A 22,590-nucleotide genomic window follows, 5' to 3' on the forward strand; every position below is an offset into this window, starting at 1 on the left:
GATGGCCCTGGGCTGGCGCAACGCCCAGGTCGGACCGCTTTGCCGTGCAGCCGAGGAGCACCGACATGTCGATCTCAGGGCGGGCCCGACTCTCGCAGACGGCCTCCCTGGTGCTGCTGGCGTCGATCCTGGTGTCGTTCCTGGCCGCGTCGGCAGCCCCGACCCCGCTCTACGGCACCTACCAGGAACGCTGGCACTTCTCGCCGGTCACCACCACCGTGGTGTTCGCCGTCTACGCGCTCGCGGTGCTCGCGTCGCTGCTCACGTTCGGCAAGTTGTCCGACCACGTCGGCCGGCGGCCGGTGCTGGCCGTCGCGATCGTGGTGCAGATGCTCGCGCTCGTCGTCTTCGTCTTCGCCAACGGCGTCGCGTCCCTGCTGGTCGCCCGCCTCGTGCAGGGCCTGGCCGCCGGCGCCGCCACCGGCGCGGTGGGCGCCGCCATGCTCGACATCGACCGTGCCCGGGGCACGCTCGCCAACTCCCTCGCCCCCGGTATCGGCACCGGAAGCGGCGCCCTGCTCTCGGCGTTGCTCATCCAGTTCCTGCCCGCGCCGACGCGACTGGTGTACATCGTGCTGCTCGTGGTCCTGCTGATCCAGGCCGTGGGCGTCACGCTGATGCCGGAGACGGTCACCCCCATGGCCGGGGCGCGACGCAGCCTCCGGCCGGACGTCGCGCTACCCCGCGCGGTGCGCCAGCCGGTTCTGGTCGTCGTCCCGGTGCTCTTCTCGGTCTGGGCACTTGCCGGGTTCTTCGGCGCGCTCGGCCCGGCGCTCGTGCGCAGTCTCATGAACACGTCGATCGTGGTCGGCGGCCTGGTCCTCTTCGTCTTCGCCGTCTTCGGGTCGGCAGCCGTCCTGGTGCAGCGCAACACCGCCGCCCGGACCGTGATCCTGACCGGGATCGTCGCGCTCATCCTGGGCATGATCGTCACGCTGGTGTCGGTGATGGCGGAGTCCATCCCGGGCTTCTTCGTCGGCCTCGCACTCGGTGGCGTGGGCTTCGGCAGCGGCTTTCAGGGCAGCCTCAAGACGGTCATGCCCCGTGTCGAGGCGCACCAACGCGCCAGCGTGCTCTCCGTGCTCTACGTCGTCTGCTACGTCGGCTTCGGTCTGCCCACGGTGATCGCCGGGTTCCTCGTGGTCTACGCCGGTGGCCTGCCACAGACCGCCGACGAGTACTCCGTCGCCGTCATCCTCCTCGCCCTGGTCGCCCTGCTGGGGCTGCGCAGGGCCACCAGAACCGGGTCCGGCTGATGCCGGGAAGCCGGGATCGGGCAGGAACGCGAACAGTAGCGTGATGATCAGGAAGGGAGCGGCGATGAGCCCGAAGGTTGACCAGGGCGACGCGAGTGCGGCGTCACGCATCGAGAGCCTCGACGTCAAGCTCGAGGTGGTCGTCATCCCGGTCTCGGATGTCGACCGGGCGAAGGCGTTCTACCAACGACTCGGGTGGCGGCTCGACCAGACCCCGCCCGGCATCGTCCAGTTGACGCCGCACGGCTCCGGGTGCTCCGTCCAGTTCGGTCCGGGCCTCACACCTGCGGCACCCGGCTCGGCCATGGCGTACCTGGTCGTGACCGACGTCGAGGCGGCCCACGACACCCTGGTCTCGGCCGGTGTCGATGTCGGCGACGTCTTCCACGTCAGCCCGGACGGCCCGGTCGACGGGCCGGACCCGGAGCGGCGCAGCTACTTCTCCCGCGCCACGTTCCGCGACCCGGATGGCAACACCTGGCTGATGCAGGAGATCACGACGACGCTCCCCGGACGCATCGAGGGCGGTCTGACGTCGTTCGGCTCCACGAGCGACCTGGCGAGCGCGCTGCGACGCGCTGCCGAAGCCCACGGTGAGCACGAGAAGCGTACTGGTCAACGGGACGACAACTGGCCCGACTGGTACGCGGCGTACATGGTGAGCGAGCAGTCGGGGGCCACGCCGCCGCAGTGAGCCCGGACGACGGTCGGGGGTCCTCCCGATCGGTGTGCTGCCGGTGGGTCATCACGATGACTCACCGGCAGCACCGTTTCCACTCTCGTCCGCGGCGCGGTCGGGTGCCTGGCGCAGCTGCGCAGGCAGGGCGGGGGCGCCGCGTCGACGCGCGAGGTGGCTCCGCGTCCGGCCCTCTGGTTCCACGCAGTGGGCGGCGCCTTGTGGATACCCCACCAAAGCTGTAGGAATACGACGGCCAGGTACGCCTCGGTCGCCGGCTCGGCGAGCTGACCGCCTCGCATCCGGTGGTCGGTGGGGTCGACGAGAGACACCCCGAGGTGTACGCGCTGGACAGCGCGGACAACGGTTTCGCCGACGTCTGGCACACCGACGTGACCTTTGTGGCCCGTCCGCCGCTCGGCTCGATCCTGCGCGCGGTGACGCTGCCGCCCAGCGGCGGCGACACGACCTGGGCGGACAGCCAACTCGCGTATGACTCCCTCGCCGAGCCGGTGCGGCGGCTGGTGGACCAGTTGGTCGCCGTGCACGACGGCAACCGGGAGTTCGGCTACTACCTGGCGCAGCGTCGTGGTGGCCGGGGCAATGTGTGGGAGGGGGAGGTGGTAACCCGGCTGGATCCGGTGGAGCACCGCACTACGCCAACCGCGACTACGGCGGCGCGCGCCGGGTCGTACACCGGATCACCCTGCGGGGCGACCAGCCGCGAGGCCCGGTCGACACGTGGCGTGGCGACCTGGCCTGATCGGTCGCCGGTCAGCGCAGCCCAAGGACGAGGTTGTCGACAAGGGTGCGGGCGAAGTCCTCGGTGAGCGGCAGGTCGGCGATGAGCAGGCGGTGGTAGCAGGCGCCCCAGAGCTGGTCGACGACCGACTCACGGTCGATGTCGGCGCGTAGCTGACCACGGGCCATGGCCGTGGTGAGGGTCTCGACGGCGAGGGCCCGGCGGGGGGCGGAGTAGCGCTCGCGGTAGGCGGCTGCCAACTCCGGGTCCGTCTGCGCCTGCCCGATGAGTTGGCTGATGACGCGCCCGGCGGTGGTGTCCCGCACGAGGTGGACGAAGGCGACGAGCTGGTGGGTCAGGTCGGCGACGATGTCGCCGGTGTCCGGAAAGGCCAGGGTGGGCGCGACGACCGTGAAGTAGCCGTCCAGGGCGAGCGCCCCCTTGGAGGGCCACCACTTGTAGATGGTCATCCGGCTGGCCCCGGCGTGGGCCGCGACCTTCTCGATGGTGAAGCCGGCCATGCCCTCGGCCAGCAGGAGTTCACCGGCGGCCGTGAGGATCTCCGCGCGTACCTGCTCGGCGGGGCGACGGCCGCGACCACGGCGCGCTGGTGTGCGGGCGTCCGGCGTGAGCTCGGCCACTGGTCCTCCCGGTTATATGGACACGGTGTCTACTTGCTGGTTATATGGACACAGCGTACACAGCGGTGTCCGGACCCCACGACGCACCGCGACGACGACCGAAGGAGACGAGCGACATGACGGGTCTACGACGGCGACGGTTGGGTGCCTCCGGGCCGGAGGTGTCGATCATCGGGCTCGGCGCGATGGGCATGTCCGACCTGTACGGGCCGGCCGACGAGGCGGAGAGCATCGCGACGCTGCACGCGGCGATCGACGCCGGGGTGAACCTGATCGACACCGCCGACTTCTACGGGTCGGGTCACAACGAGATGTTGATCGGCCGGGTGCTGCGGGAGCGTCGCCGCGACGAGGTGGTGCTCAGCGTGAAGTTCGGCGCCCGCCGCACACCGGACGGCGGCTTCCAGGCGGCACCGTACGACGTGTCGGCGGCGGCGGTGAAGGACCGGCTGGCGTACTCGCTGCGCCGGCTGGGCACCGACCACATCGACATCTACCGGCCTTCGCGGCTGAACCCGCAGGTGCCGGTCGAGGAGACCGTGGGCGCGCTGCTCGAGATGCAGCAGGCCGGCTACATCCGGCACATCGGGCTCTCCGAGGTGGGCGCGGACAGCATCCGGCGGGCCGCGGCGGTGGCGCCGATCAGCGACGTCCAGATCGAGTACTCGCTGCTCTCCCGTGGCCCGGAGGCCACCATCCTGCCGGCGCTGCGGGAGTTGGGCATCGGGTTGACCGCCTACGGGGTGCTGTCCCGAGGTCTGCTGAGCGGCCACTGGTCGGCGGAGCGTGAGCTGACCGGCACGGACTTCCGGGCGAACAGTCCACGGTTCCAGGGCGAGAACCTGGCCGCCAATCTGCGCCTGGTGGACGCGCTCGGCCGGGTCGCGCAGCGTCTGGGGGTGACCACCAGTCAGGTGGCGATCGCCTGGGTGGCGGCGCAGGGCGAACACATCGTGCCGTTGGTCGGGGCGCGGCGGCGGGACCGGCTCGCCGAGTCGCTGGCCGCGGTCGACGTGGTGCTCGACCAGGACGCGGTGGACGAGATCGAGCGGGCCGTTCCGGCCGGCGCCGCCTCCGGTCAGCGGTACGCCACCGCCATGATGGCCCTGCTCGACAGCGAGAAGTGACGGCGGGGGAGCGGGCTCAGGACGCTGCTCGCCAGACCCAGTTGCGGCGTTCGTAGAGCTGCACCAGCCCGGCGCGGCGCAGATTGTTCAGCGACGGGTTCTGCTGACCGGGCGCGGGCTTGCCGGTCTCGGCGAACAGCCACCGGCACCCCGCCCCGGCAGCGGCTCGGGCTCGGGCGGCGATCAGCGCCGACTGCGCCCCGAGGCCGCGGTGACCGGAGGTCGTCGCGGCGGCGTTGAGCGACGCGGCCTCGCCGTGCAGGAACAGGTTGCCGCCCGCCACCAGTTCGGCGTCGTCCCAGGCCGCGAACGGACGCCACGCCGGCTTGTCGACAGTCGCGGCAAGCATGTCGGTGAGCCCACCGGACGGCATGCCGAACCCGGTGAGCAGCACGTCGGCCCAGCGCGTCGCCTCGGCGGCCGGCACCGGGCCGACGCGGAGGCGGGTCTGCGCGGCGACCACGTCGTTGGGTCGGGCGGCGAGCTTGACCCAGGTGCTTCCCGGCTCCAGCCCGCGCGCCGCGGCGACCTCGTCGAAACCGGCGGGCAGCACCGACGGTACGAGCTGCAGGACGGCCTGGTCGACGCCCTGCTCCCGGTAGAAGTCGAGGACACGGTCCAGGGTCTGCACGGTGAACGGTTCGGTGGTGCCGAAGCCCAGAGCCTTGCTCCAGTAACCGCCGGTCGGATCGTTGCGCATGGCCAGGGCGACACCGCCGCCGATGCGGGCGGTCGCGATCCCGAGATCGGTGTACGCGGGCCCGGGCGCCTGCGACTCGTAGGAGTACATGAATTCGCACTCCACAGCTTCGGCGAGCGGGGTCAGGTCGGCTGGCGCGGTCATCGGCAGATTATCGTCCGGCCCGTTCCCAGGCCCGCACCAGCTGCATCCGGTTGTGGATGCCCAGCTTGTGGTATATGGAGCGGAGTTGGGTGTCCACCGTGTGGAAGGAGACGAAGAGGCTCCTGGCCGCCTCCTTCTTCGTGGCACCGGCGGCGAGCACCTCGGCCACCCGCTCCTCGGCGGGGGTGAGCGCGTCGATGCCCCCGCCCGGCAGCTCGTCGAGCGACGGCCGGTGGCGCGGCGTGGCGGCGAGGTCGGCGCAGCGCCGGTCGGCGATCGCCTGGTCGCCAGGGGCGCCGATCCGGGCGTAGAGGGCAGCCGCCTCGTTCGCGGCGTCGCGCGCCTCCCCGGACCGCGCGCCAGGGCTGTTCGCGAAGTCGAGCAACGCGTCGGCCAGCGCCGGCCGGGCGGCGGTGGTACGCAGCCTGTCGACAGCCGACCGGAGCGCGTCCGGGTCACCGTCGCGCAACCCTCGGGTCTGGTCGGCAAGCGCGCGCCAGAGCGGCACCGGCGTACGGGTGGATACCAGCTCGACGAGCTCGGTGACCCGACGGGCGGCCTGGGTATCGTCAGCGGCGACCGCGGCGCGTACCAGTCGGGGGCCGAAGTGCGGCACCGGCAGGAGCGGCCGGACCGAGCGGTGCAGGTCGGCGACGACCCTGGTGAGCAGGCCCGCCTGAGCACCGAGGGTGGGGTCGCGAACCGCCACGCAGAGTGCCGGAGTCCACATCGTACGGTCGGGCCATCGGTCCTCGCCGAGGCACGAGCGGAGAACGGCACGTGCGTCGTCGTGCTCGCCACGGCGGTAGCGGACCTCGCCGATCACCGCCACCAACAGGGCACGTACCTCCCTGCTGATCTCCGACGAGCTGGAGCTGAGCGTGGTGACGGCAAGCGCGGCCGCCTCGGGCAGCTCTCCCACGGCCACCATGCGCAGGCAGTCCAGCGCGGTCAGCCCGGTGAGCGAGACGTCGGCCTCGTCGGGCGTCCGGCGGGTCGCGGTCCGGGCGTCCTGGTGCCGTCCGAGGCCGAGTTGCACGAGGATCCGTTCGACCCGGATGGACAGGGCGTCGGCTCGTGCCGCCCAGGATTCCGGGTTCAGCGCCGCCAGCACGGCCTGGGCGCCCGGCAGGTCGCCGTGTGCGAGTGCCCGGCCGGCCCGGCCGAGGGCCAGGTGGCGTGCGGACGACTGGTCACCCGAGGCGGCGTGCGCGGTGCCCGCGTCGCGGAGCAGGGCATCGGTGTCGGGGTGTCCGGTGCGGGCCGCGACGGTGGCGACCAGGGCGAGCACCGTGCTGCGGCTGCGGGCGTCCAGCCGGAGGTTCAGCGCCTCCCGTAGCCCGGCCAGAGCGGTGGTCGGTGGCTCCAGTGCCACGGTCTGCGCGAGGCGACCGAGCAGGTGGGCGCGGTGACGCTCGTTGCCGCGACTGGTCGCGATCTCCGCCGCCAGGACGTGCAGCGCCTCCATCCCGCGCCCGGCGAGCCGGAGCTGGTCCGCCGTGGCGAACAGCCGGTGCCGTCGCTGCTCGGCGTTAACGGCGGTGTGGTCGGCCGGGACCGTGCCGGCGTTGACTGCTGATTCGGACAAGGGCGTTCTCCCCGGTTGTTACCAGGCGCGTCGACAAGCCGTCCTGCGACCGAGCCTAGCCATGGCGTCAGGCACCGGCGACCAGATCGACGAACCGGCTCCGTTGGGCGGAATGGCCTGCGGCGTCCGGGATCCGACCTGCGCCAATAGCGCGATCGCGTGAAGCGCCGGGGGGTGTCGCGCGCCGATCATCGAGGCATGGCCCAGCTCACCGAACTCCCCGGTCTGCGTCGGCTCCGGGTCGTACTGCTGGTGTTTCTTCTCTACGCCGGCACCGGCGCGGGTGGTCACGCTCCGGCGTGGACCCGCCTGGTGCTGACGGCGACCGCGGCGGCGATCCCGGTCGCGATCGCGGCCCAGTACGGCTGGCCCGGGGTGCGAGCCCTGCTGGGGATCTCGTCCCGGCTCCGGCTGCGAGGCGGACCCGTTCCCGCGCCCCATCCGACCCACCCCGAGTGAGGAGACAGCGAGCATGGCGAACACCGATCCCCAGCCGCGGCGTGGCGACCAGGGCGCCGCGCCATTCGCGGGCCGTAACGTCGAACTCGAGCGGCAGAATCCGGACCTGCTGGTGCCGCCGACCACCGACAGTCGGCTGGTGCCGAACCTCAAGTTCTCGTTCTCGCAGGCGCACACCCGAGTGGAGAAGGGTGGCTGGACCCGCGAGGTCACCAGCCGCGACCTTCCGATCGCCAGCCAACTGTCCGGTGTCCAGTTCGGTCTCGAACCGGGCGCGTACCGGGAGATCCACTGGCACCAGCAGTCGGAGTGGGCGTACATGCTCAGCGGCAGTTGCCGGATCAGCGCCGTCGACCACGAGGGACGCAACTTCATCGAGGACGTGAAGGCCGGCGATCTGTGGTTCTTTCCGCAGGGCGTGCCGCACAACATCCAGGCGTTGGAGGACGGCGCGCAGTTCCTGCTGGTCTTCGACGACGGCGCGTTCTCGGAGAACAACACGTTCCTGCTCAGCGACTTCTTCGCACACACCCCTCGGCACGTGCTGGCCAAGAACTTCGGCTGGACGCTGGAACAGATGGAGAACCTGCCCGAGCGGGAGAAGTACATCTTCCAGGGCGACGTCCCACCACCCCTGCAACAGGACCGGGTGGTCAGCCCAACCGGCGACATCCCCCGGAGCTTCAAGCACCGGATGCTCGCGCAGACCCCGCAGCGGTTCCGTGGCGGAACGGTCCGGATCACCGACTCGACGAACTTCGCCGCCTCGGTGACCACCGCCGCCGCGCTCGTGGAGGTCGAGCCGGGAGGGATGCGCGAACTGCACTGGCATCCCACCACCGACGAGTGGCAGTACTACATCTCCGGCACCGGGCGGATGGGCGTCTTCGCCTCGCAGGCCGCCGCCCGGACGTTCGACTTCCAGGCCGGCGACGTGGGTTACGTCCCCTTCGCGTACGGCCACTACATCGAGAACACCGGCGACGAGCCACTCGTGTTCCTGGAGATGTTCCGGCATCCCCGGTTCGAGGACATCTCGGTGATGCAGTGGATGGCGAACACGCCCCACGAGGTCATCGCCGACACGATCAACGTGCAGAAGTCGATCGTCGACAGCCTGCCGAACACCAAACAGGTCGTGATCTGACCACCACGCCCGGCCGGCCGTCCGTCGGTCGACGGACGGCGCGGCCGGGTGAATCAGCTCCCTGCGGGTGCCGGTGAGGTGGGAGCCGCAGCGGGGCGTCGGCGTCGGGACACCACCCCGGCCACGACGTCGATGGCGAGGAAGGCGAGCAGGGTGATCCCGAACAGCGGCAGCACCCAGCCGACCGCCACGACCACGGGTACGCCGATCAGCAGCGCCCAGAGCGGCAGGCCGCGTACGCCGCCACGGGCCGGCGGGGCGCCGGTGATCGCCCGGCGGTCGGCGCGGGTCGGTCGGCGCTGCCACCACATCCGGTAGCCCCAGACGATGACGCAGAGCAGGCCGAGGGCGAGCGCGGCGAGCAGGATCTGGTTGACCAGGCCGAAGAGGATCCCCATGTGGGCCTGGATGCCGAGGCTGCTCAGCTTGGCCAGCAGGGGCCAGTCGGCGAAGTCGCTGCGGGCGGTGACCGTGTCGGAGGCCGGGTCGACGGCGATGCGGTCCTTCTTGACCGGCCAGGTGTTGTCGACCTGCGTGATGGTCCAGGCGGTGCCTGCCTCCGGCGCGGGGGAGATCTCGACCGGGCCGGAGAGGCCCGCGCCGCGAGCGACTGCCAGGACCCGGTCGAAGGTCGCCGACGGAACGACCTCGCCCGCACCGGCGGGACCGTGCTCGTGGCCGCCGCCGGTCTCGGCCGGGGCGGTGGGGCCGACGGTGAGGCTCGTGGAGATCTCGGGAGTGCGGGCGCTCAGCGCGTCGAGGCCCGCGGCGAAGTTCGCGCCGGCGTAGCGGGACCAGGTCAGGCCGGTGACCGAAAGGAAGAGGAGTCCGACGGTGAGCCAGATGCCGGTGGTGGCGTGCCACCCCCGGGTACGGCGCACACCCTTACCCGTGGACAGGTTCGGCACGAGCAGGTGCCGGACGGCGGCTCGCGCGGCCCCGCGGCGCCGCCACCAGAGGATGACCCCACCGAGCGCCATCACCCACAGCCAGCTCGCGGCCAGCTCGGAGTAGTGCTCGCCCACCGTGCCCAGGTGCAGGTGGCGGTGCAGGTCGTCAAGCCAGGTGGTGATCGGGGTGGACCCGAACCAGGTGGTGAGCTGCCCCTGGGACTCGCCGGTGTACGGGTTGATGTAGACGGTGTGCTGGTTCTCGCCAAGCTCCGGTAGGGAGAACACCACCTTGGTGGTCTGGTCGCCTTCGCCGGGCTGCACGGTGGCGATGCTGCCGTCGGGGTGCGCGTTGCGGGCGGCCCCGATCTGCTCGGCCAGCGGGAGTTGACGGTCACCCACCTGGGCGACGGCCAGCTTGTCGCCGTAGAGGATGCGGTCGAGCTGCGGGGTGGTGGTGTAGGCCAGGCCGGTCAGCGCGGCGACCACCAGGAACGGGGCGACGAGGATGCCGGCGTAGAAGTGCAGCCGCAGCAGCAACGCACCGAACGGTGACGTGCGCCGGACCGGCCGGGCCGGTTGCTCGGCGGTCGTGACGGGTTCCGGCGTCGGCGTGCCGGACAACTCGGTGAGAGACATGGTGATCCGATCGGAAGAGTCGGGAAGCACGAAGGTCTTCCCGAACTGGTCTGGTCGCCCGGTGAGGTGTCGCGTCGGCCCTAATCGGTAGTCGGGGAAGAGACGGCGGTGGTTCCCCGGGGATCTCGGATCGCCCGTCGCCACAGCAGCCCAGCCGTCACCAGGACGAGGAGGGTCAGCGCGACACCCGCGACGAGGACACCGAGGCTCGGACCACCACCGCCGGACGCTGCCGCGGCGGCGGGCGGGGCGGACGCCGACGCGCTGACCGCGACGACCGGCGCTGCGGTGGACGTGGGATCGGCCACGGTGAACGGGTACGAGCCCTGGACCGGGTGCCCGTCGACGGAGACGACCCGGTAGGCGACCGTGTACGTCCCGTTCGGCAGGGTGTCGGTCACCTGGACCGTGCTCTTCGCTCCAGTGACCACCGGGTCGCCGGTCGGAAGCTTCCGCTTGGCCGCGTCGGTGAGCACGATCGTGGTGAACGCCGGGTCCAGCCGCTGCATGAACTCGAGCGTGACCTCGGTCGGCGCGCTCGGCAGGGTCGCGTCCCGAGCGGGCGTGGCCGCCCGGAGCGAGTTGTGCGCCCAGGCCGGGCCGGTCGGGATGAGCACCGCCATCAGGACGGCGAGCATCGCTGCGCCGAGTCGGACGGCGGTGCGACGGGACGGGACGGTCATCCGAGCACCTGCTCGCCGATCCAACCGTCAGGTTGGCACCCGGGTGGGATGGCGAAGACGGCGGAGCCGATCGGCGTCGTCCATTCGTTGAGCAGGTCCCGTTCGGCCAGCCGGCGTTGGATCGGCAGGTACTGCCGGGCGATGTCGGCCTGGTAGGACGCGAAGATCAGGCCGCTGTCGGCGTGGCCCTCGGCGGTCGGCACACCGTCGTAGTTGTAGGGCCGGCGCAGGATCTTCAGCCGATCGTCGGTGATGTGCGCGCGGGTCATGTGGGAGAAGTCGGGGATGACGGTGAGGCCGTCCGGGCCGGTGGCGGCGAAGTCGGGCTCGTCGTGTTCGGCGCTGCCGGTGAGCGGGGCGCCGCTGTCGAGCCGCCGCCCGACGGCGAGTTCGCGGTCGGTCCGGCCGAGCAGGTCCCAGGTCTCCAGGTTCATGCTGATCCGCCGGAGCACGACCGTGGTGCTGTCGCGCAGCCAGGCGGGGCCGTCGGGAACGAACACGGCGCTGTCCATCGGCGCCCCCGGTCGGGGGTTGGCGGTGCCGTCGAGCTGACCGAACAGGTTGCGCTGGGTGTGGCCGTCCGGCTCGACGCCGGGGCTGCGTCGGAAGCCCTGCTGGACCCACCGCACGGTGGCGAACGGTCGGCTGTCCTTGATCAGGACCCGCTGGGCGTGGGCGACGGTGATCGCGTCGTCCGCACAGATCTGCAGCAGCAGGTCACCGCCGGACCAGGTCGGCGTGAGCCGGTCGATACGGAACGACGGCAGGTCGGTGACCGATGCCGGCCGACGGTCGTCGACGCCGGCCGCCCGGTAGAGGCCGGGCCCGAAGCCGAAGGTCACGGTCAGGCGCGCGGGCAGCAGCCCGAGTTCGGCCTCGGTGTCGGCAAGAGCCGGCCGGCCCTGGGTGAGCCGGGCGGCGTCGTCGGAGAGCAGCCGCAGCATCCGACCCAGCGCCGCCCGGTCGGTGCCGGACCGCAGGGTGAGCGCCACGAACGACGCGTGGGCCTGCGGTTCGGTGGCGACACCGGCCTGCCGGACGCCGTGGAACGGCTCGACCAGCCCGCCGACGCTCGCCACCGGCGTGGCGTCGGCCGCAGGCTGCGGTTGCCCGCTGCCGGTACGAGTCGTCGAGATGGCGACGCCGCCGGCCAGTGCTCCTCCGGCGGCGAGGGCCCCGCCGGTGAGCAGACCCCGCCTGCTCACCGGCCGGACAGGTGGCGTCTGCGTCACGATGCTGGGCTCGTGCTCGTCTCCGGCGTGGCGCTCATGCCGGGCATGGGTTGGCCGTGCCCGGGGGCGTAGCTCTCCTGGGCGCCGGTGAACGGCTTGGCCACCGCGCTGAACTGCTGGGTCTTGCCGTCGGCGAAGGTCAAAGTGAAGGTCAACTCGTCGCCGGCCTGGACGGGCCTGGTGAGGTTCATCAGCATGAGGTGGTCGCCGCCGGGCTCCAACGCGTGCGTGCTCTTGGCCTTGATCACGATGCCGCCCTGCTTGGCCTGCATGACCATCTTGCCGTCTTTCATGGTCATCTCGTGCAGCTCCATCGGCGACAGCGAGGTCGTGGCACCTGTCACCGTGACGTCGCTGTCGCCGTCGTTGACCAGGGTCCCGAAGGCCGCCGTCATGCCCTTGTCGGCGGCCTTCACCCACGGGTCACGGATGCCGAGCACACCAGCGTCCGGGTTGGCCGAGGCCGACGCGGACGGGCCCGTCGGCGCGGTCGACGGAGAGTCGGACGATCCGCAACCGGTGGCGCCCACCGTCAGGATCGCGGCGGCGACGAGCGCGGCCGAGCGACGGCGTGGACCGAGCGGGCTGGTGCTGAGCATGTGTTTTCCTCCGATGATTGCTGCTGGCTGGTTGGTCGGCCGCAGCACGGAGAAAGTTCCAGGCTCAGGGCACGTTGATCGTGTACTCGGCGGTGTGCACCTTCCCTCCCACCTGGAAGTCGAAGAAGGCCCGGTAGCGCCCCGAACTCGGTGCGGTCAGCCAGAACTTGACAGTCCCGTCGACCAACTCCGGTTCGGGGTGGACGTGCACGTAGCCGAGGTCGCCCTCGCGGACGACGACCAGATGTCCGTACGCGCCCAGGTAGCGCTCCAGCTGCGCGGGAGCAGCCGCGTCGGCGCGGTTGACCTGGAAGTGGATCGGTGCCGTCACTCCGACCGTCGGGGTGCCGGTCATCGACACCGCGTACGGGCCAGCCGTCGCCTGTGCCTGCGCCGGCGGCAGCGCGGTGGGGGTGTGCGCGCCGGGCACCGTGTGGTCGACCCCCAGAACGAGAGGCACCTGGGTGCCGTTGGTGGCGGTGACGGAGAAGTCGGCGTAGACGCGGTAACCGCCGGGTCGGGCCAGCGTCAGGGGGACGCTCCAGGTGCCGTCGGCGGCCATCGTCGGGTGCAGGTGCTGGTAGCCGGTCAGGTCGCGGCCCACCACGATCAGGTGCAGCGGCTTGTCGTGGACGACCGCGAAGCGCGTCGCCGGCTGCCGGTCGGTGCCGACGACGCGGAAGCGGTAGTCGGCGCGTACCCCGGCGGGTTGGGTTCGTTCCAGCGGTTGCAGCGTGTAACCGCCGGCGCTGACGGTCGTCCCGGTGGCCAGCGTCTCGCCCGTTGCGCCGTCGCCCCGGTGCGTGTGCGGCCCGGTGCCCGCCGGGTGTTGGTGTCCGTCGTTCGCGGACCCCGCCGGGCCGGAGGCGGGCGGAGCGCCGGCCGGCTGCCGGGCGGTGTCGGCGGTCGGGCCGCCGTTGCCGTTGATGCGTGCCAACCCGAAGCCGGCGAGTAGTGAGAGCAGCAGCGCGCCGACGAACAGTGCCAGGCTCGTGTTGCTCAGCCGGGACCCGGGCGTCGCGCTGGTGAGGTCCGCGTCGGGCGACGTTCCGGAGTCGACGGGCGGCCGACTGTCCGCTGTGGCGGGGGTGGTCGCGACGGTCCTGCCGGCGACGGCTCTGCCGCCGCCGGTCTTGGTGCTGGCGGTCTTGGTGCTGGCGGTCTTGGCGCCGGCGATCCTGGTCGCGGTGGTCCTGGTCGCGGGACGGGTGCCGGCGCCGCGTCGACCGGATGTCGTCGGCGCGGTACGGCCCCGGCCGGCGGGTCGGCCAGTGGGGACGGTCCGCCTACGCCAGACGACGAATCCGACCACCGCCGCCGTGGCCACCGCCGCCAGGCCGGCCCAGACGAGTGCTCCCGGACCGCTCTCGTCCGTCGACTCGCTCGGTGCAGCCGCTGCCGCGGACGGCGGGACCGCCGTCTCTGCCGCGACCGTCGGTACGGCCGAGGCCTGCCCGGATGACCCGTGTTGCTCGGCGGTGGCCAACAGCGCCGGGTCCGGCTGAGTGGACGGTGGGCTCCACCCCTTGGGCGCTGCCGTCACCCGGCCGTTGTAGCGGAAGGTGAGCGTGCCGCGTACGGGGTCTCCGTCCGAGGCGACCGACAGGTAGCTCACCGAGTACTCGCCCTTGGCCGGCAGGTGCGCCACCGCCACCGTCGCGGGGAACCCGGTCGTGTACTCACGTGGCTCGAACTGGCCGTTGACCAGGAAGTACTCCCGTACCGGCTTGTCCAGTGGCTTCGGCTCCCCGTACGACCAGCCGTTGTCGACCCGGGTGCCACCCGGCGCGGTGATCGTGAAGAACGCGTTGGCGGCGGTCTTCTCGGTGAAGTACAGCTGCACCGACGTCAACGGCTCGCTCACCGTCGCGCCCCCCGCAGGTGTGGACATCGCGAGGGTCCCGTGGGCTCCGGCGGGTTGGGCCGACGCGAACAGGGCGACCGCCGAGGCGAGGAGGAGCGCGAGGAGGCCCGAGAGCACCCGCACCGGAGTCTGGGGGAGACGATGCATCTGAATATCCTCGCCGTCGCGAGACTTTTTTCAAGAGTCGACGGACTTTTTCCTCGCATGGCAAAAGCGGAGGTTGCGGCGAACATCCCCGGACCGACCCCGGGTGCGGCAGGATGAGGTGGGATTCGCCCAGCGACATGGTGAGCGGGGGTCGGCCGTGAACGACGGACTGGTGACCAGGCGCAGCGCAAGGGACGTCGGTGAGACGGTCTCCGCGCTGCGGGCCGAAGCCGAACGTATGGGCGCTGCGGTGGCGGCGGTGGTCGACCACTCCGCAGCCGCTCGCAAGGCCGGGCTGAGCATGCCCGACACGCAGGTGATCATCTTCGGTAACCCGCAGGCCGGTACGCCACTCATGCAGGCCCATCCCGAGATCGCCATCGACCTGCCGTTGCGACTGATGGTGCGGGACGACGGCCAACCCGGCTCGCTCGTCACCTGGCAGGACCCGGCGTACCTCGCCCGGCGCTACGGACTGGACGAGGACCAGGTGACACCCCTCAATGCCCCCGCCACAATCGCCTCTGTGATCGACGGTCGCTGAGGAGGCCCGCGTCGGCCGCAGTCGCAGAGAAGGCAGCCGGCCGGCGATCCGGCCGGACAACGTCAGGTGACGTCCTGATCGCGGAGAATGTGAATTGCGATGCGTGCTGCGGTGCTGCGGGCGCCGCGCATGCGCGGGTCGCACCGCCCGCGGTGCTCGGCCTGGACCTTGCCGGCGTCGTCGTGGCGCTCGGCGCCGAGGTGACCGGTTTCGAGCCGGGAGACGAGGTGTACGGACTGTGCGGGGGCGTCGGCGACATGCCGGGGCTCGCTGGCTGAGTACGCCGCCGTAGACGCCGGGATGCTGGCCCCCAAACCGGTGAACCTCTCGATGCGGGAGGCCGCCGCGTTGCCACTGGCGGCGGTCACCTCGTGGGAGGGGTTGGTCGACCGGGCCGGGGTCCACGCCGGGCAGAAGGTGCTGGTGCACGGCGGCGTCGGCTACGTGGGCGTGCAGCTTGCCAAGGCGCGCGGCGCCTAGACGTACGCCACGGGCGGGCCGGCGAGCTTGCGGGTGATCGAGAGCCTCGGCACGGTGCCGATCGATCACACGTCGACAAGCGTCGAGGAGCACGTGCAGAGGTACACCAGCGGCGAGGGATTCGACATCGTCATGGACAACGTCGGCGGCGCGACGCTCGACGCGTCCTTCGCGGCGGTGCGCACCTACCACGGACACGTCGTCGGCGCGCTGGGCTGGGGCTCCCACTCGCTTGCCCCGCTGTCGTTCCGTGGCGCGACGTACTCCGGCGTCGTCACGTTGTTGCCGATGCTCACCGGGCGGGGCCGCGAACGCCACGGCGTCATCCTGCGTGAGATCGCGGCGCTGGCCGACGGCCGGCGCGCTGCGCCCCCGGCTGGACGGTCGCCGGTTCACGCTCGACACGGTCATGGGCGCCCACCACCTGGTTGCCGGCGGCACCGTCGAGGGTTGACCAATCGCGGGCGTTTCCTGCCCCCCGGTCATCTCAGCAATGCCCGTCTCGGCGGACATCAGCGACGGCGACAACCACGCCGGTGTCGTCCTGCTTGTGATGCCATCACACCCCGCCCGGCGAGGTGAATCGAGACGCCCGAGATGCCCTGAGGGGAGAACAACGCCGAGTTCACCGCGTTGAGCGCCCGTCCCCAAGAGCCGCGCAACACCAGGGTTGTTGCTGCCTCCGGTACGTCGGAGGCAGCAGTATCCGGGTAGTTGCGCGGATCATGACGGGTCGCACGGTCCGCTCGGGCGCGAACCCGGCCGATTACGTCAGGTCCGTGCCCGCAGTGGATGTCGTTCACGCCTGATCCGACGTTTCGGTGATCGATCGCGTCCGCTTCCGACAATCGGACCCTTGTTGCAAGATAATGGCAACAGCCACACTAAGGCAGCATTGAGAGGACGTACCCCATGGCCGTGTACAACCTGCCCGACCTGCCCTACGACTACGGCGCACTGGAGCCCGCCATGTCCGGCGAGATCCTGGAGCTGCACCACGACAAGCACCACGCCGCGTACGTCAAGGGCGCCAACGACGGGCTCGACCGGCTCGCAGAGGCCCGCGACAAGGGCGACTACGCGACCCTGGTCGGTTTGGAGAAGACGTTCGCGTTCAACCTGTCCGGGCACGTCCTGCACTCGATCTTCTGGAACAACCTGTCCCCGGACGGCGGTGACCGCCCCGACGGCGAGTTGGCCGCGGCGATCGACGAGCACTTCGGCTCCTTCGACGGCTTCGCCGGTCAACTGTCGGCGGCGACGAAGGGTGTGCAGGGCTCCGGCTGGGGTGTCCTGGCCTGGGAGCCGCTGAGCCAGCGGCTCATCGTGGAGCAGGTCTACGACCACCACGGCAACGTGGGTCAGGGCTCCACCCCGATCCTGGTCTTCGACGCCTGGGAGCACGCCTACTACCTGCAGTACCGCAACGTCCGCCCGGACTACGTGGACCGACTGTGGAACCTTGTCAACTGGACCGACGTCATCTCGCGTTTCGACGCCGCCCGCGCCGCCACCCCGAAGATCTGATTCCGGCGTGAGCGGGTACACCCCCGAAGCGGTCGAGATTGTGCAACGCGCGGCCGGAGTCATCGCGGCCAAACACCGTGGTGACCTCGCCGGCGCTGAAGCGCTGATGTCGGCGTTCAGCTCTGAGCAGGCCCGCACTCTCGGCTTCTACCTTCTGGCCGATCTCGCGCTCGGCCTGGTCAAGGCGCAGAGCGGCCAGTCGATGGATGATCTGGTCCGGGAGCTGTCTCTGCTCCTGGCCGAGACCGCGCAGTCCCCGCCGGTGTGACTGTCCGCTGGGTTCCGCGCAAGGCGGAACCCAGCGGACAACCGCAGCTCCACGGCGGCGCGCGACGTCAGCCCGGTGCGGCTGCCGTGCCGGCCAGGTCGACGACCCGGTCACTCCATCGGTCCAGCAGGGTCTGGTCGTGGCTGATGACCAGGACCCCGGCCTGCTGGGTCCGCTGGTAGTCGCGGATGACGGCGGCGACGTGCGCCTGGGTGGAGGCGTCAAGCATCGCGGTGGCCTCGTCGCAGAGCAGGTAGTCCGGGCGGTGCGCCAGCGCCCTGGCGAGGCACGCGCGTTGCAGTTGCCCGTCGGAGACGGCGTGTGGCCGCCGGCTGCGCAGGTCCGCGGTGAGCCCGACGAGGTCGGCGAGGTCGGCCACCCGTTCGCGGACCGTCGGCTCGGGCGTCCGGGTGGCGCGTAGCGGTTCGGCGATCAGGTCGGCGAGGCTCAGCCGGGGGTCGGCGGCGGCACGCGGGCTCTGGAAGAGGGCGGCCACGCGGGTCCGCAGGGCGACCGGCACGGCGTACCGGACGCCGTCGACCGGGGTGCCGTCGATGCTGACCCGACCCTGGTCGGGGCGGTGCAGGAGCGCCAGGACCCGAACCAGCGTCGACTTTCCGGAGCCGGAGGGCCCGCGCAGTCCGACCGTCTCTCCCCGGTCGATCCGCAGGGTGACGCCGTCGAGGACGACCTGGCGGCCGTACCCGACGGTCACCTCGTCGGCGAGCAGGTGCTGCGCGTCGGTCACGTGGTGGCTCCCGTGAGGATCGGATGGTGGCAGGCTGCCGTGCCGCCGCCGGGGACCGGCGTCGGCTCCGGTCGGTCCGCACAGGCGTCGGTGCGGCGCGGGCAGCGGGGCGCGAACGCGCAGCCGGGGGGCAGCGCGGTGAGCATCGGCGGGTCGCCGGGCACCGGCCGGAAGGCCCGGTCCGGTAGGGCGTCGAGCAGCGCCAAGGCGTACGGGTGGGCCGGTGTGGTGAAGAGTTGGTCGGTGTCGCGGTGTTCCACGATGCGGCTGGCGTACATCACGGCGACGGTGTCGGCGACCCGCTGCGCGGCCGCCAGGTCATGCGTGATGAGCACGACCGCCGAGCCGTTGTCGCAGCGACGTCTCAGCAGGTCGAGGGTGTGGTCGACGAGGGGTCGGTCCAGGCCGGTGGTCGGCTCGTCGGCGATGAGCAGCGACGGGTCGGGTGCCAGCGCGAGCGCGGTGACCAGACGCTGTGCCATGCCACCGGAGAGTTCGTGGGGGTAGCGGTCCAGATCCGCGGGATCGAGCCCGACTTCGACCGCGAGGCCCTCGGCGTCCGCGCGGTCGCGGCCGTGCGCCCGCAGCGTCTCGGTGAGCAGTCGGCGTCCGGTGCGGACCGGGTTCAGGGCGGTGGCCGGGCTCTGCGGCACCAGCCCGACCCGACGACCGCGCACCCTGCGGGCCAGGTGGCGTTGACCGCAGGTGATCAGGTCTACCGCTTCGCTGTCCGGCTCGTGCAGGAGGGCGTGGCCGGTGGTCGTGGCGTTGGGCGGCAGCAGGCCGAGCAGGGCGTGGGCCAGGACGGACTTGCCGCAGCCGGACTCGCCGACGATGGCGAGCAGTTCGCCGGCCCGGACGGTGAGGCCGAGGTCGCTGACGGCGCGCACTGTCGTGTCGCGGAGCCGGAACTCGACGCCGAGACCGTCCACGGTGAGCAGCGGCTGACCCGCGGCGGCGCGGGGCGACGCCGGGGCGGGAACGGATTCGGTGGTGGTCACAGGTGCAGCTCCGCTCGGACCCGTGGATCGAGGCGGTCGCGCCAGCGGGCGGCGAGGACCGCGATGGCGAGGGTGACGACGACGATGACCGCGCCCGGCGCCAGGCTGGCCCACCAGGCACCGGTCAGCAGCGACCCCTGGCCGTCATTGATCATGTTGCCGAGTGAGGCGAGGTGCGGCGGTAGGCCCAGGCCGAGGAACGACAGGGCGGTCTCGTGCCACACCGCGTGCGGGATCATCAGGGTGGTGGCCAACGCCAGCCGGGGCAGGACGTGTGGCAGCAGGTGCCGGGTGAGGACCCGGAGTCGGCCGGCCCCACCACTGATCGCGGCGTCGACAAACGGTCGGGTCCGCAGGCTCAACAACTCGGATCGGACGATGCGGGCGGTGGAGAGCCAGTGGGTGAGCCCGACGGAGGCGATCACGGCGCCGAGGCTTGGCCGCAGCATGGCGACGATGAAGACGCCCAGCAACAGGTGTGGCATCGCGGCGATGGTGTCCACGATCCGCATCAGGATCCGGTCGACCCGGCCGCCGAGCGTGCCGGCGATCCCACCGACAACGCCACCGAGAACTGTGGCCACGAGCGCGGCGACCGCGCCGACGAGCAACGAGACCCGCAGCCCGTAGACGGCCCGGTGCGCCACGTCCCGGCCCAGGTCGTCGGTGCCGGCGAGGTGGGCCCAGGACGGTGCCAACCGGGTCTGGTCCAGCGCGACCGCGCTCTGGTCGAGCGGCCAGACGAGCGGAGCGAACAGCGAACCGGCGACGGCCACCAGCAGGACCAGACCGGCGATGACGACGCCGGTCTGGCCGGGTCGCAGCCGCAGCCGCGATCGGGCCACGTGCAGCAGCGGCGGTCGGGCAGCGAGGTCAGCCATCGAGTCGTACCCTCGGGTCGGCGGCGGCGTAGGCGAGGTCGGTCGCGAGGTTCGCGGCCAGCACCACGGCGGTGGTGACGAGCGTGATCGCCGCCAGCAGCGGGAAGTCACTGCCCAGCGCGGCGGCGACGGTCACGGCGCCGAGGCCCGGCAGCGAGAAGACCGTCTCGACGAGCACCGCCCCGCCGACAAGCTCCGGCAGGTGGGTGCCGACCAGGGTGAGGAACGGCAGCAGCGCGGTCCGCAGCGCGTGCCCGAACAGCACCGTCCGCCCGGGCAACCCGCGGGCCCGCGCCGCGAGGACGTGGTCGTCGCGCATGCTCTCCGCGACCGCGTCCCGGACGAACAGCACGAACCACGGTGCCTGGGACACGGCCAGCACGCCCACCGGCAGGATCAGGTGGTGCGCCACGTCGGCCCAGGAGGTGCTGGTCGCGGTGACGTCGGTGAGCCCACCCGCCGGAAACCAGCCCAGGGCCAGTGCGAACACGGCGATGGCGGCCAGGCCCAGCCAGAAGACCGGCATCGACTCGACCGCGTAGGCGGCCGTCCGCAACGCGCGATCGAAGAACCCACCCCTGCGGTACGCGGCCAGCGCGCCCAGCAGCAGGCTCGCGGCCAGGACCAGGGCGAGGGTCACCCCGATCAGCAGCAACGTCCAGCCGGCCCGGGCGGCGAGCACCGAGGCGACCGGCTCGTGCCGGCTCGTCGACCAGCCCAGGTCGCCCTGGAGCAGGTTGCCGATCCAGCGCAGGTACTGCACCGGCAGGGGGTCGTCGACACCCCAGTTGGCGCGGAGCTGCGCCAGGTTCTCCTCGGTGGCGGTGAAGGCGGCCGCGCCCGCGTACTGCTTGGCGGGGTCGACAGGTGAGGCGGCACCCAGGGCGAACATCCCGATGCTTGTCGCGGCGAGCACCGGCACGGCGACCAGGAGTCGACGTCGGACCACCGCCCCGGCCCCGGCCAGTCGGGCAGAGCGGCTCACGAGCGCGTCCAGGTGTCGATGTTCCACCAGATGCTGTTCGCCACCCCGTGCTCGTGCGCCTCGACCCGGGGGGCCGCGCCCTGGACGGAGGACTTCAGCACGTAGGTGTGCCGCAGGTAGGTGAGGAACAGCCACGGCACGTCGGCGGCCAACTGCCTCTGGAACTGCGCGTACGCGGCCTTGCGAAGGGTCGGGTCGATCTGGTCGCGGCCCTGCTGGAGGGCCCGGTCCGTCACCTCGGAGCGGTACGAGCCGGGGTTGAAGTAGCCCTGCCCCGCGAACTGGGAGCTGAACAGCTTGTACGAGACGAAGTCCGGGTCGTACGGCGTGCCGTAGCCCATCAGCAGGGCGTCGGACTTCATCCGCGGATCGATGGCGTCCCAGGTGAGCCCGGCCGGGGTGACCTCGACGCCGATCTTCTTCGCGTCGGCGGTGACGGCCAGCGCCAGGTCCTTGCGCAGGGTGTCGGTCGCCGGGTACATCAGCGTGAACCGGGCCGGCCGGCCGTCCTTGACCCGTACCCCGTTCGCGCCCGGCTTCCATCCGGCCGCGTCGAGCAGCGCGCCCGCCGCCGTCGCGTCGGCCCTCGGCGTGCCGACTGTCGAAGGGTCGGCGAACTCGGAGGTCGGGGGGATCGGCCCGAACGCCGGCTCGCCGGCGCCACCGAGGATTCCGGACACCATCGCGGCCCGGTCGACGGCGAGGGTGAGCGCCCGGCGGACCGCCGGGTCGGCGAGGACCGGGTTGCCCATCGGCAGCATCACGCCCCGGTAGTCGGCGGTCGGCACCCGCTGCACCCGGTACCTGCTGTCGGAGTCGAACCCGGAGGCGAGCTTCGGCGGCAGCTCGGCGGCGTCGAACTCGCCGGCCCGCATCCGCTGCGCGCGGACGTTGTCGTCGGCGACGAACGCCACCACGACCCGGTTGTTCGCCGGCCGGCCACCGAAGTAGCGCTCGTTCGCGGTGAGCACCAGCCGGTCACCCGGCGTCCAGGACTCGACCTTGTACGGCCCGGTCCCGATCGGTTTCCGGTTGAACCCGGTGGTGTTGATGTCCTGTCCGCTGAGGAGCTTCGACGGCACGATGCCGAGGGTGAGCCGTTGCAGGAACGGCGCGTACGGGTAGCGCAGTCGGAACACGACCGTTGCCGCATCGGGCGCGGTCACCGACTCCACCATGTCCAGGTCGGAGCGGAGCGTGGAGTCCACCTTCGGGTCCAGCACCGCCTGGTAGGTGAAGGCGACGTCCGCCGCGCTCAGCGTGCTGTCATCGTGGAACTGCACCCCGTCCCGCAGTTTCGCGGTCACGGTGCGCCCGTCCGTCGACACCGTCGGCAGGGCCGTGGCCAGCCCGGGGACCAGGCGGTTGTCACCGTCGCGGGCGACCAGCCCGTCGAAGATCAGCGCGGCGCCGTCGACGCCGAAGTTGAGCACCGGGTTGAGTGCGTCCGGCTCGTCGGAGGTGGCCACGACAAGTGTCGCGCCGCCGGCCGGGCTGTCCGGAGTGGTCGGGGCCGAGCAGGCGGCGAGGACGAGCATCCCGGCCGCTGCTGTCGACGCCACGAGGCGTCGGAAGGTCGGACGGATCCGGGTCACGGAACGCTCCTGTGGTGTGGGGAACGG

Annotated in this window: 25 protein-coding genes; 12 read left to right on the forward strand and 13 right to left on the reverse strand. The window is 71.6% G+C overall.

The window, feature by feature from the left end; all coding sequences use genetic code 11:
* Positions 1 to 65 precede the first annotated feature (65 nt).
* The 3 genes from ACWER9_RS10720 (at position 66) to ACWER9_RS10730 (ending at position 2,762) form a co-directional block, all read left to right on the forward strand.
* Positions 66 to 1,256: an MFS transporter gene (locus tag ACWER9_RS10720; protein WP_452301607.1), complete on the forward strand. Its 1,191-nt coding sequence runs from the start codon at positions 66 to 68 to the stop codon at positions 1,254 to 1,256.
* A 64-nt stretch (positions 1,257 to 1,320) separates the two neighbouring features.
* Positions 1,321 to 1,950 carry a VOC family protein gene (locus tag ACWER9_RS10725; RefSeq protein WP_452301608.1) on the forward strand — a complete coding sequence of 210 codons (630 nt, stop codon included), beginning with the start codon at positions 1,321 to 1,323 and terminating at the stop codon, positions 1,948 to 1,950.
* A 287-nt stretch (positions 1,951 to 2,237) separates the two neighbouring features.
* On the forward strand, positions 2,238 to 2,762 hold the full coding sequence (locus ACWER9_RS10730) for a TauD/TfdA dioxygenase family protein (protein ID WP_452301609.1): 525 nt from the start codon (positions 2,238 to 2,240) through the stop codon (positions 2,760 to 2,762).
* On the opposite strand, the gene ACWER9_RS10735 is transcribed toward ACWER9_RS10730, so the two are convergent.
* A complete protein-coding gene (locus ACWER9_RS10735; protein ID WP_452301610.1) occupies positions 2,707 to 3,315 on the reverse strand; it encodes a TetR/AcrR family transcriptional regulator in 609 nt (202 codons plus the stop codon). The two genes, ACWER9_RS10730 and ACWER9_RS10735, sit on opposite strands and share 56 nt — an antisense overlap.
* Positions 3,316 to 3,431: 116 nt before the next feature.
* Between ACWER9_RS10735 and ACWER9_RS10740 the strand changes: the two genes are divergently transcribed.
* Entirely contained in the window at positions 3,432 to 4,442 is a 1,011-nt protein-coding gene (locus tag ACWER9_RS10740; protein ID WP_452301611.1) for an aldo/keto reductase, read from the forward strand.
* Positions 4,443 to 4,458: 16 nt separating this feature from the next.
* Here the strand turns inward: ACWER9_RS10740 and ACWER9_RS10745 are convergent, their stop codons facing one another.
* Positions 4,459 to 5,286 carry a hypothetical protein gene (locus tag ACWER9_RS10745; protein ID WP_452301612.1) on the reverse strand — a complete coding sequence of 276 codons (828 nt, stop codon included), beginning with the start codon at positions 5,284 to 5,286 and terminating at the stop codon, positions 4,459 to 4,461.
* 7 nt (positions 5,287 to 5,293) lie between these two features.
* A complete protein-coding gene (locus ACWER9_RS10750) occupies positions 5,294 to 6,874 on the reverse strand; it encodes a LuxR C-terminal-related transcriptional regulator (RefSeq protein WP_452301613.1) in 1,581 nt (526 codons plus the stop codon).
* Between the two features lie 198 nt (positions 6,875 to 7,072).
* Between ACWER9_RS10750 and ACWER9_RS10755 the strand changes: the two genes are divergently transcribed.
* Both ACWER9_RS10755 and ACWER9_RS10760 read left to right on the forward strand, forming a co-directional pair.
* A complete protein-coding gene (locus ACWER9_RS10755; protein WP_452301614.1) occupies positions 7,073 to 7,333 on the forward strand; it encodes a hypothetical protein in 261 nt (86 codons plus the stop codon).
* Between the two features lie 13 nt (positions 7,334 to 7,346).
* Complete coding sequence (locus tag ACWER9_RS10760) at positions 7,347 to 8,480, forward strand: cupin domain-containing protein (RefSeq protein WP_452301615.1); 1,134 nt, start codon at positions 7,347 to 7,349, stop codon at positions 8,478 to 8,480.
* 53 nt (positions 8,481 to 8,533) lie between these two features.
* On the opposite strand, the gene ACWER9_RS10765 is transcribed toward ACWER9_RS10760, so the two are convergent.
* The 5 genes from ACWER9_RS10765 to ACWER9_RS10785 all read right to left on the reverse strand — a co-directional run bounded on the left by ACWER9_RS10765 (position 8,534) and on the right by ACWER9_RS10785 (position 14,534).
* Positions 8,534 to 10,009: a PepSY-associated TM helix domain-containing protein gene (locus ACWER9_RS10765; RefSeq protein WP_452301616.1), complete on the reverse strand. Its 1,476-nt coding sequence runs from the start codon at positions 10,007 to 10,009 to the stop codon at positions 8,534 to 8,536.
* Positions 10,010 to 10,089: 80 nt separating this feature from the next.
* Entirely contained in the window at positions 10,090 to 10,692 is a 603-nt protein-coding gene (locus tag ACWER9_RS10770; protein WP_452301617.1) for a copper resistance CopC family protein, read from the reverse strand.
* Positions 10,689 to 11,897 carry a Dyp-type peroxidase gene (locus tag ACWER9_RS10775; protein WP_452301667.1) on the reverse strand — a complete coding sequence of 403 codons (1,209 nt, stop codon included), beginning with the start codon at positions 11,895 to 11,897 and terminating at the stop codon, positions 10,689 to 10,691. Before ACWER9_RS10775 ends, ACWER9_RS10770 begins: the two co-directional genes overlap by 4 nt.
* Before the next feature lie 23 nt (positions 11,898 to 11,920).
* Entirely contained in the window at positions 11,921 to 12,523 is a 603-nt protein-coding gene (locus ACWER9_RS10780) for a copper chaperone PCu(A)C (protein ID WP_452301618.1), read from the reverse strand.
* A gap of 64 nt (positions 12,524 to 12,587) precedes the next feature.
* On the reverse strand, positions 12,588 to 14,534 hold the full coding sequence (locus ACWER9_RS10785; protein WP_452301619.1) for a copper resistance CopC family protein: 1,947 nt from the start codon (positions 14,532 to 14,534) through the stop codon (positions 12,588 to 12,590).
* A gap of 172 nt (positions 14,535 to 14,706) precedes the next feature.
* On the opposite strand from ACWER9_RS10785, the gene ACWER9_RS10790 reads away from it, so the two are divergent.
* The 6 genes from ACWER9_RS10790 (at position 14,707) to ACWER9_RS10815 (ending at position 17,353) form a co-directional block, all read left to right on the forward strand.
* The gene (locus ACWER9_RS10790) at positions 14,707 to 15,078 is read left to right on the forward strand and encodes a DUF302 domain-containing protein (RefSeq protein ID WP_452301620.1); all 372 of its coding nucleotides are present in this window, start codon (positions 14,707 to 14,709) and stop codon (positions 15,076 to 15,078) included.
* Between the two features lie 89 nt (positions 15,079 to 15,167).
* A complete protein-coding gene (locus tag ACWER9_RS10795; protein ID WP_452301621.1) occupies positions 15,168 to 15,356 on the forward strand; it encodes an alcohol dehydrogenase catalytic domain-containing protein in 189 nt (62 codons plus the stop codon).
* A 22-nt stretch (positions 15,357 to 15,378) separates the two neighbouring features.
* Positions 15,379 to 15,558 (forward strand): hypothetical protein, encoded by a 180-nt coding sequence (locus ACWER9_RS10800; RefSeq protein ID WP_452301622.1) that lies wholly within the window; start codon positions 15,379 to 15,381, stop codon positions 15,556 to 15,558.
* Between the two features lie 33 nt (positions 15,559 to 15,591).
* A complete protein-coding gene (locus tag ACWER9_RS10805; protein WP_452301623.1) occupies positions 15,592 to 16,140 on the forward strand; it encodes a zinc-binding dehydrogenase in 549 nt (182 codons plus the stop codon).
* Between the two features lie 330 nt (positions 16,141 to 16,470).
* A complete protein-coding gene (locus ACWER9_RS10810; RefSeq protein ID WP_088988712.1) occupies positions 16,471 to 17,085 on the forward strand; it encodes a superoxide dismutase in 615 nt (204 codons plus the stop codon).
* 7 nt (positions 17,086 to 17,092) lie between these two features.
* Positions 17,093 to 17,353, forward strand: coding sequence for a superoxide dismutase (locus ACWER9_RS10815; RefSeq protein ID WP_452301624.1), 261 nt, complete (start codon positions 17,093 to 17,095; stop codon positions 17,351 to 17,353).
* Between the two features lie 67 nt (positions 17,354 to 17,420).
* On the opposite strand, the gene ACWER9_RS10820 is transcribed toward ACWER9_RS10815, so the two are convergent.
* The 5 genes from ACWER9_RS10820 to ACWER9_RS10840 are packed head-to-tail and all read right to left on the reverse strand — an operon-like array spanning position 17,421 to position 22,563.
* Positions 17,421 to 18,101 (reverse strand): ABC transporter ATP-binding protein, encoded by a 681-nt coding sequence (locus ACWER9_RS10820; RefSeq protein ID WP_452301625.1) that lies wholly within the window; start codon positions 18,099 to 18,101, stop codon positions 17,421 to 17,423.
* Positions 18,098 to 19,102, reverse strand: a complete 1,005-nt coding sequence (locus tag ACWER9_RS10825; RefSeq protein ID WP_452301626.1) for an ABC transporter ATP-binding protein — start codon at positions 19,100 to 19,102, stop codon at positions 18,098 to 18,100. Before ACWER9_RS10825 ends, ACWER9_RS10820 begins: the two co-directional genes overlap by 4 nt.
* The gene (locus ACWER9_RS10830) at positions 19,099 to 19,983 is read right to left on the reverse strand and encodes an ABC transporter permease (protein WP_452301627.1); all 885 of its coding nucleotides are present in this window, start codon (positions 19,981 to 19,983) and stop codon (positions 19,099 to 19,101) included. The genes ACWER9_RS10825 and ACWER9_RS10830 overlap by 4 nt, the downstream gene beginning before the upstream one ends.
* Positions 19,976 to 20,968, reverse strand: coding sequence for an ABC transporter permease (locus ACWER9_RS10835; protein ID WP_452301628.1), 993 nt, complete (start codon positions 20,966 to 20,968; stop codon positions 19,976 to 19,978). Before ACWER9_RS10835 ends, ACWER9_RS10830 begins: the two co-directional genes overlap by 8 nt.
* The gene (locus ACWER9_RS10840) at positions 20,965 to 22,563 is read right to left on the reverse strand and encodes an ABC transporter substrate-binding protein (RefSeq protein ID WP_452301629.1); all 1,599 of its coding nucleotides are present in this window, start codon (positions 22,561 to 22,563) and stop codon (positions 20,965 to 20,967) included. Before ACWER9_RS10840 ends, ACWER9_RS10835 begins: the two co-directional genes overlap by 4 nt.
* Positions 22,564 to 22,590 lie beyond the last annotated feature (27 nt).

The sequence above is a fragment of the Micromonospora sp. NPDC003944 genome, assembly GCF_053605225.1.

What these genes read in the sequence shown, in the direction of transcription:
- ACWER9_RS10740 (WP_452301611.1), top strand. Translation starts at nt 3,432, where the DNA reads ATGACGGGTCTACGACGGCGACGGTTGGGTGCCTCCGGGCCGGAGGTG.
- ACWER9_RS10785 (WP_452301619.1), bottom strand. Translation starts at nt 14,534, where the DNA reads ATGCATCGTCTCCCCCAGACTCCGGTGCGGGTGCTCTCGGGCCTCCTC.
- ACWER9_RS10765 (WP_452301616.1), bottom strand. Translation starts at nt 10,009, where the DNA reads ATGTCTCTCACCGAGTTGTCCGGCACGCCGACGCCGGAACCCGTCACG.
- ACWER9_RS10780 (WP_452301618.1), bottom strand. Translation starts at nt 12,523, where the DNA reads ATGCTCAGCACCAGCCCGCTCGGTCCACGCCGTCGCTCGGCCGCGCTC.
- ACWER9_RS10810 (WP_088988712.1), top strand. Translation starts at nt 16,471, where the DNA reads ATGGCCGTGTACAACCTGCCCGACCTGCCCTACGACTACGGCGCACTG.
- ACWER9_RS10755 (WP_452301614.1), top strand. Translation starts at nt 7,073, where the DNA reads ATGGCCCAGCTCACCGAACTCCCCGGTCTGCGTCGGCTCCGGGTCGTA.
- ACWER9_RS10745 (WP_452301612.1), bottom strand. Translation starts at nt 5,286, where the DNA reads ATGACCGCGCCAGCCGACCTGACCCCGCTCGCCGAAGCTGTGGAGTGC.
- ACWER9_RS10770 (WP_452301617.1), bottom strand. Translation starts at nt 10,692, where the DNA reads ATGACCGTCCCGTCCCGTCGCACCGCCGTCCGACTCGGCGCAGCGATG.
- ACWER9_RS10725 (WP_452301608.1), top strand. Translation starts at nt 1,321, where the DNA reads ATGAGCCCGAAGGTTGACCAGGGCGACGCGAGTGCGGCGTCACGCATC.
- ACWER9_RS10830 (WP_452301627.1), bottom strand. Translation starts at nt 19,983, where the DNA reads ATGGCTGACCTCGCTGCCCGACCGCCGCTGCTGCACGTGGCCCGATCG.
- ACWER9_RS10720 (WP_452301607.1), top strand. Translation starts at nt 66, where the DNA reads ATGTCGATCTCAGGGCGGGCCCGACTCTCGCAGACGGCCTCCCTGGTG.
- ACWER9_RS10760 (WP_452301615.1), top strand. Translation starts at nt 7,347, where the DNA reads ATGGCGAACACCGATCCCCAGCCGCGGCGTGGCGACCAGGGCGCCGCG.
- ACWER9_RS10800 (WP_452301622.1), top strand. Translation starts at nt 15,379, where the DNA reads ATGCTGGCCCCCAAACCGGTGAACCTCTCGATGCGGGAGGCCGCCGCG.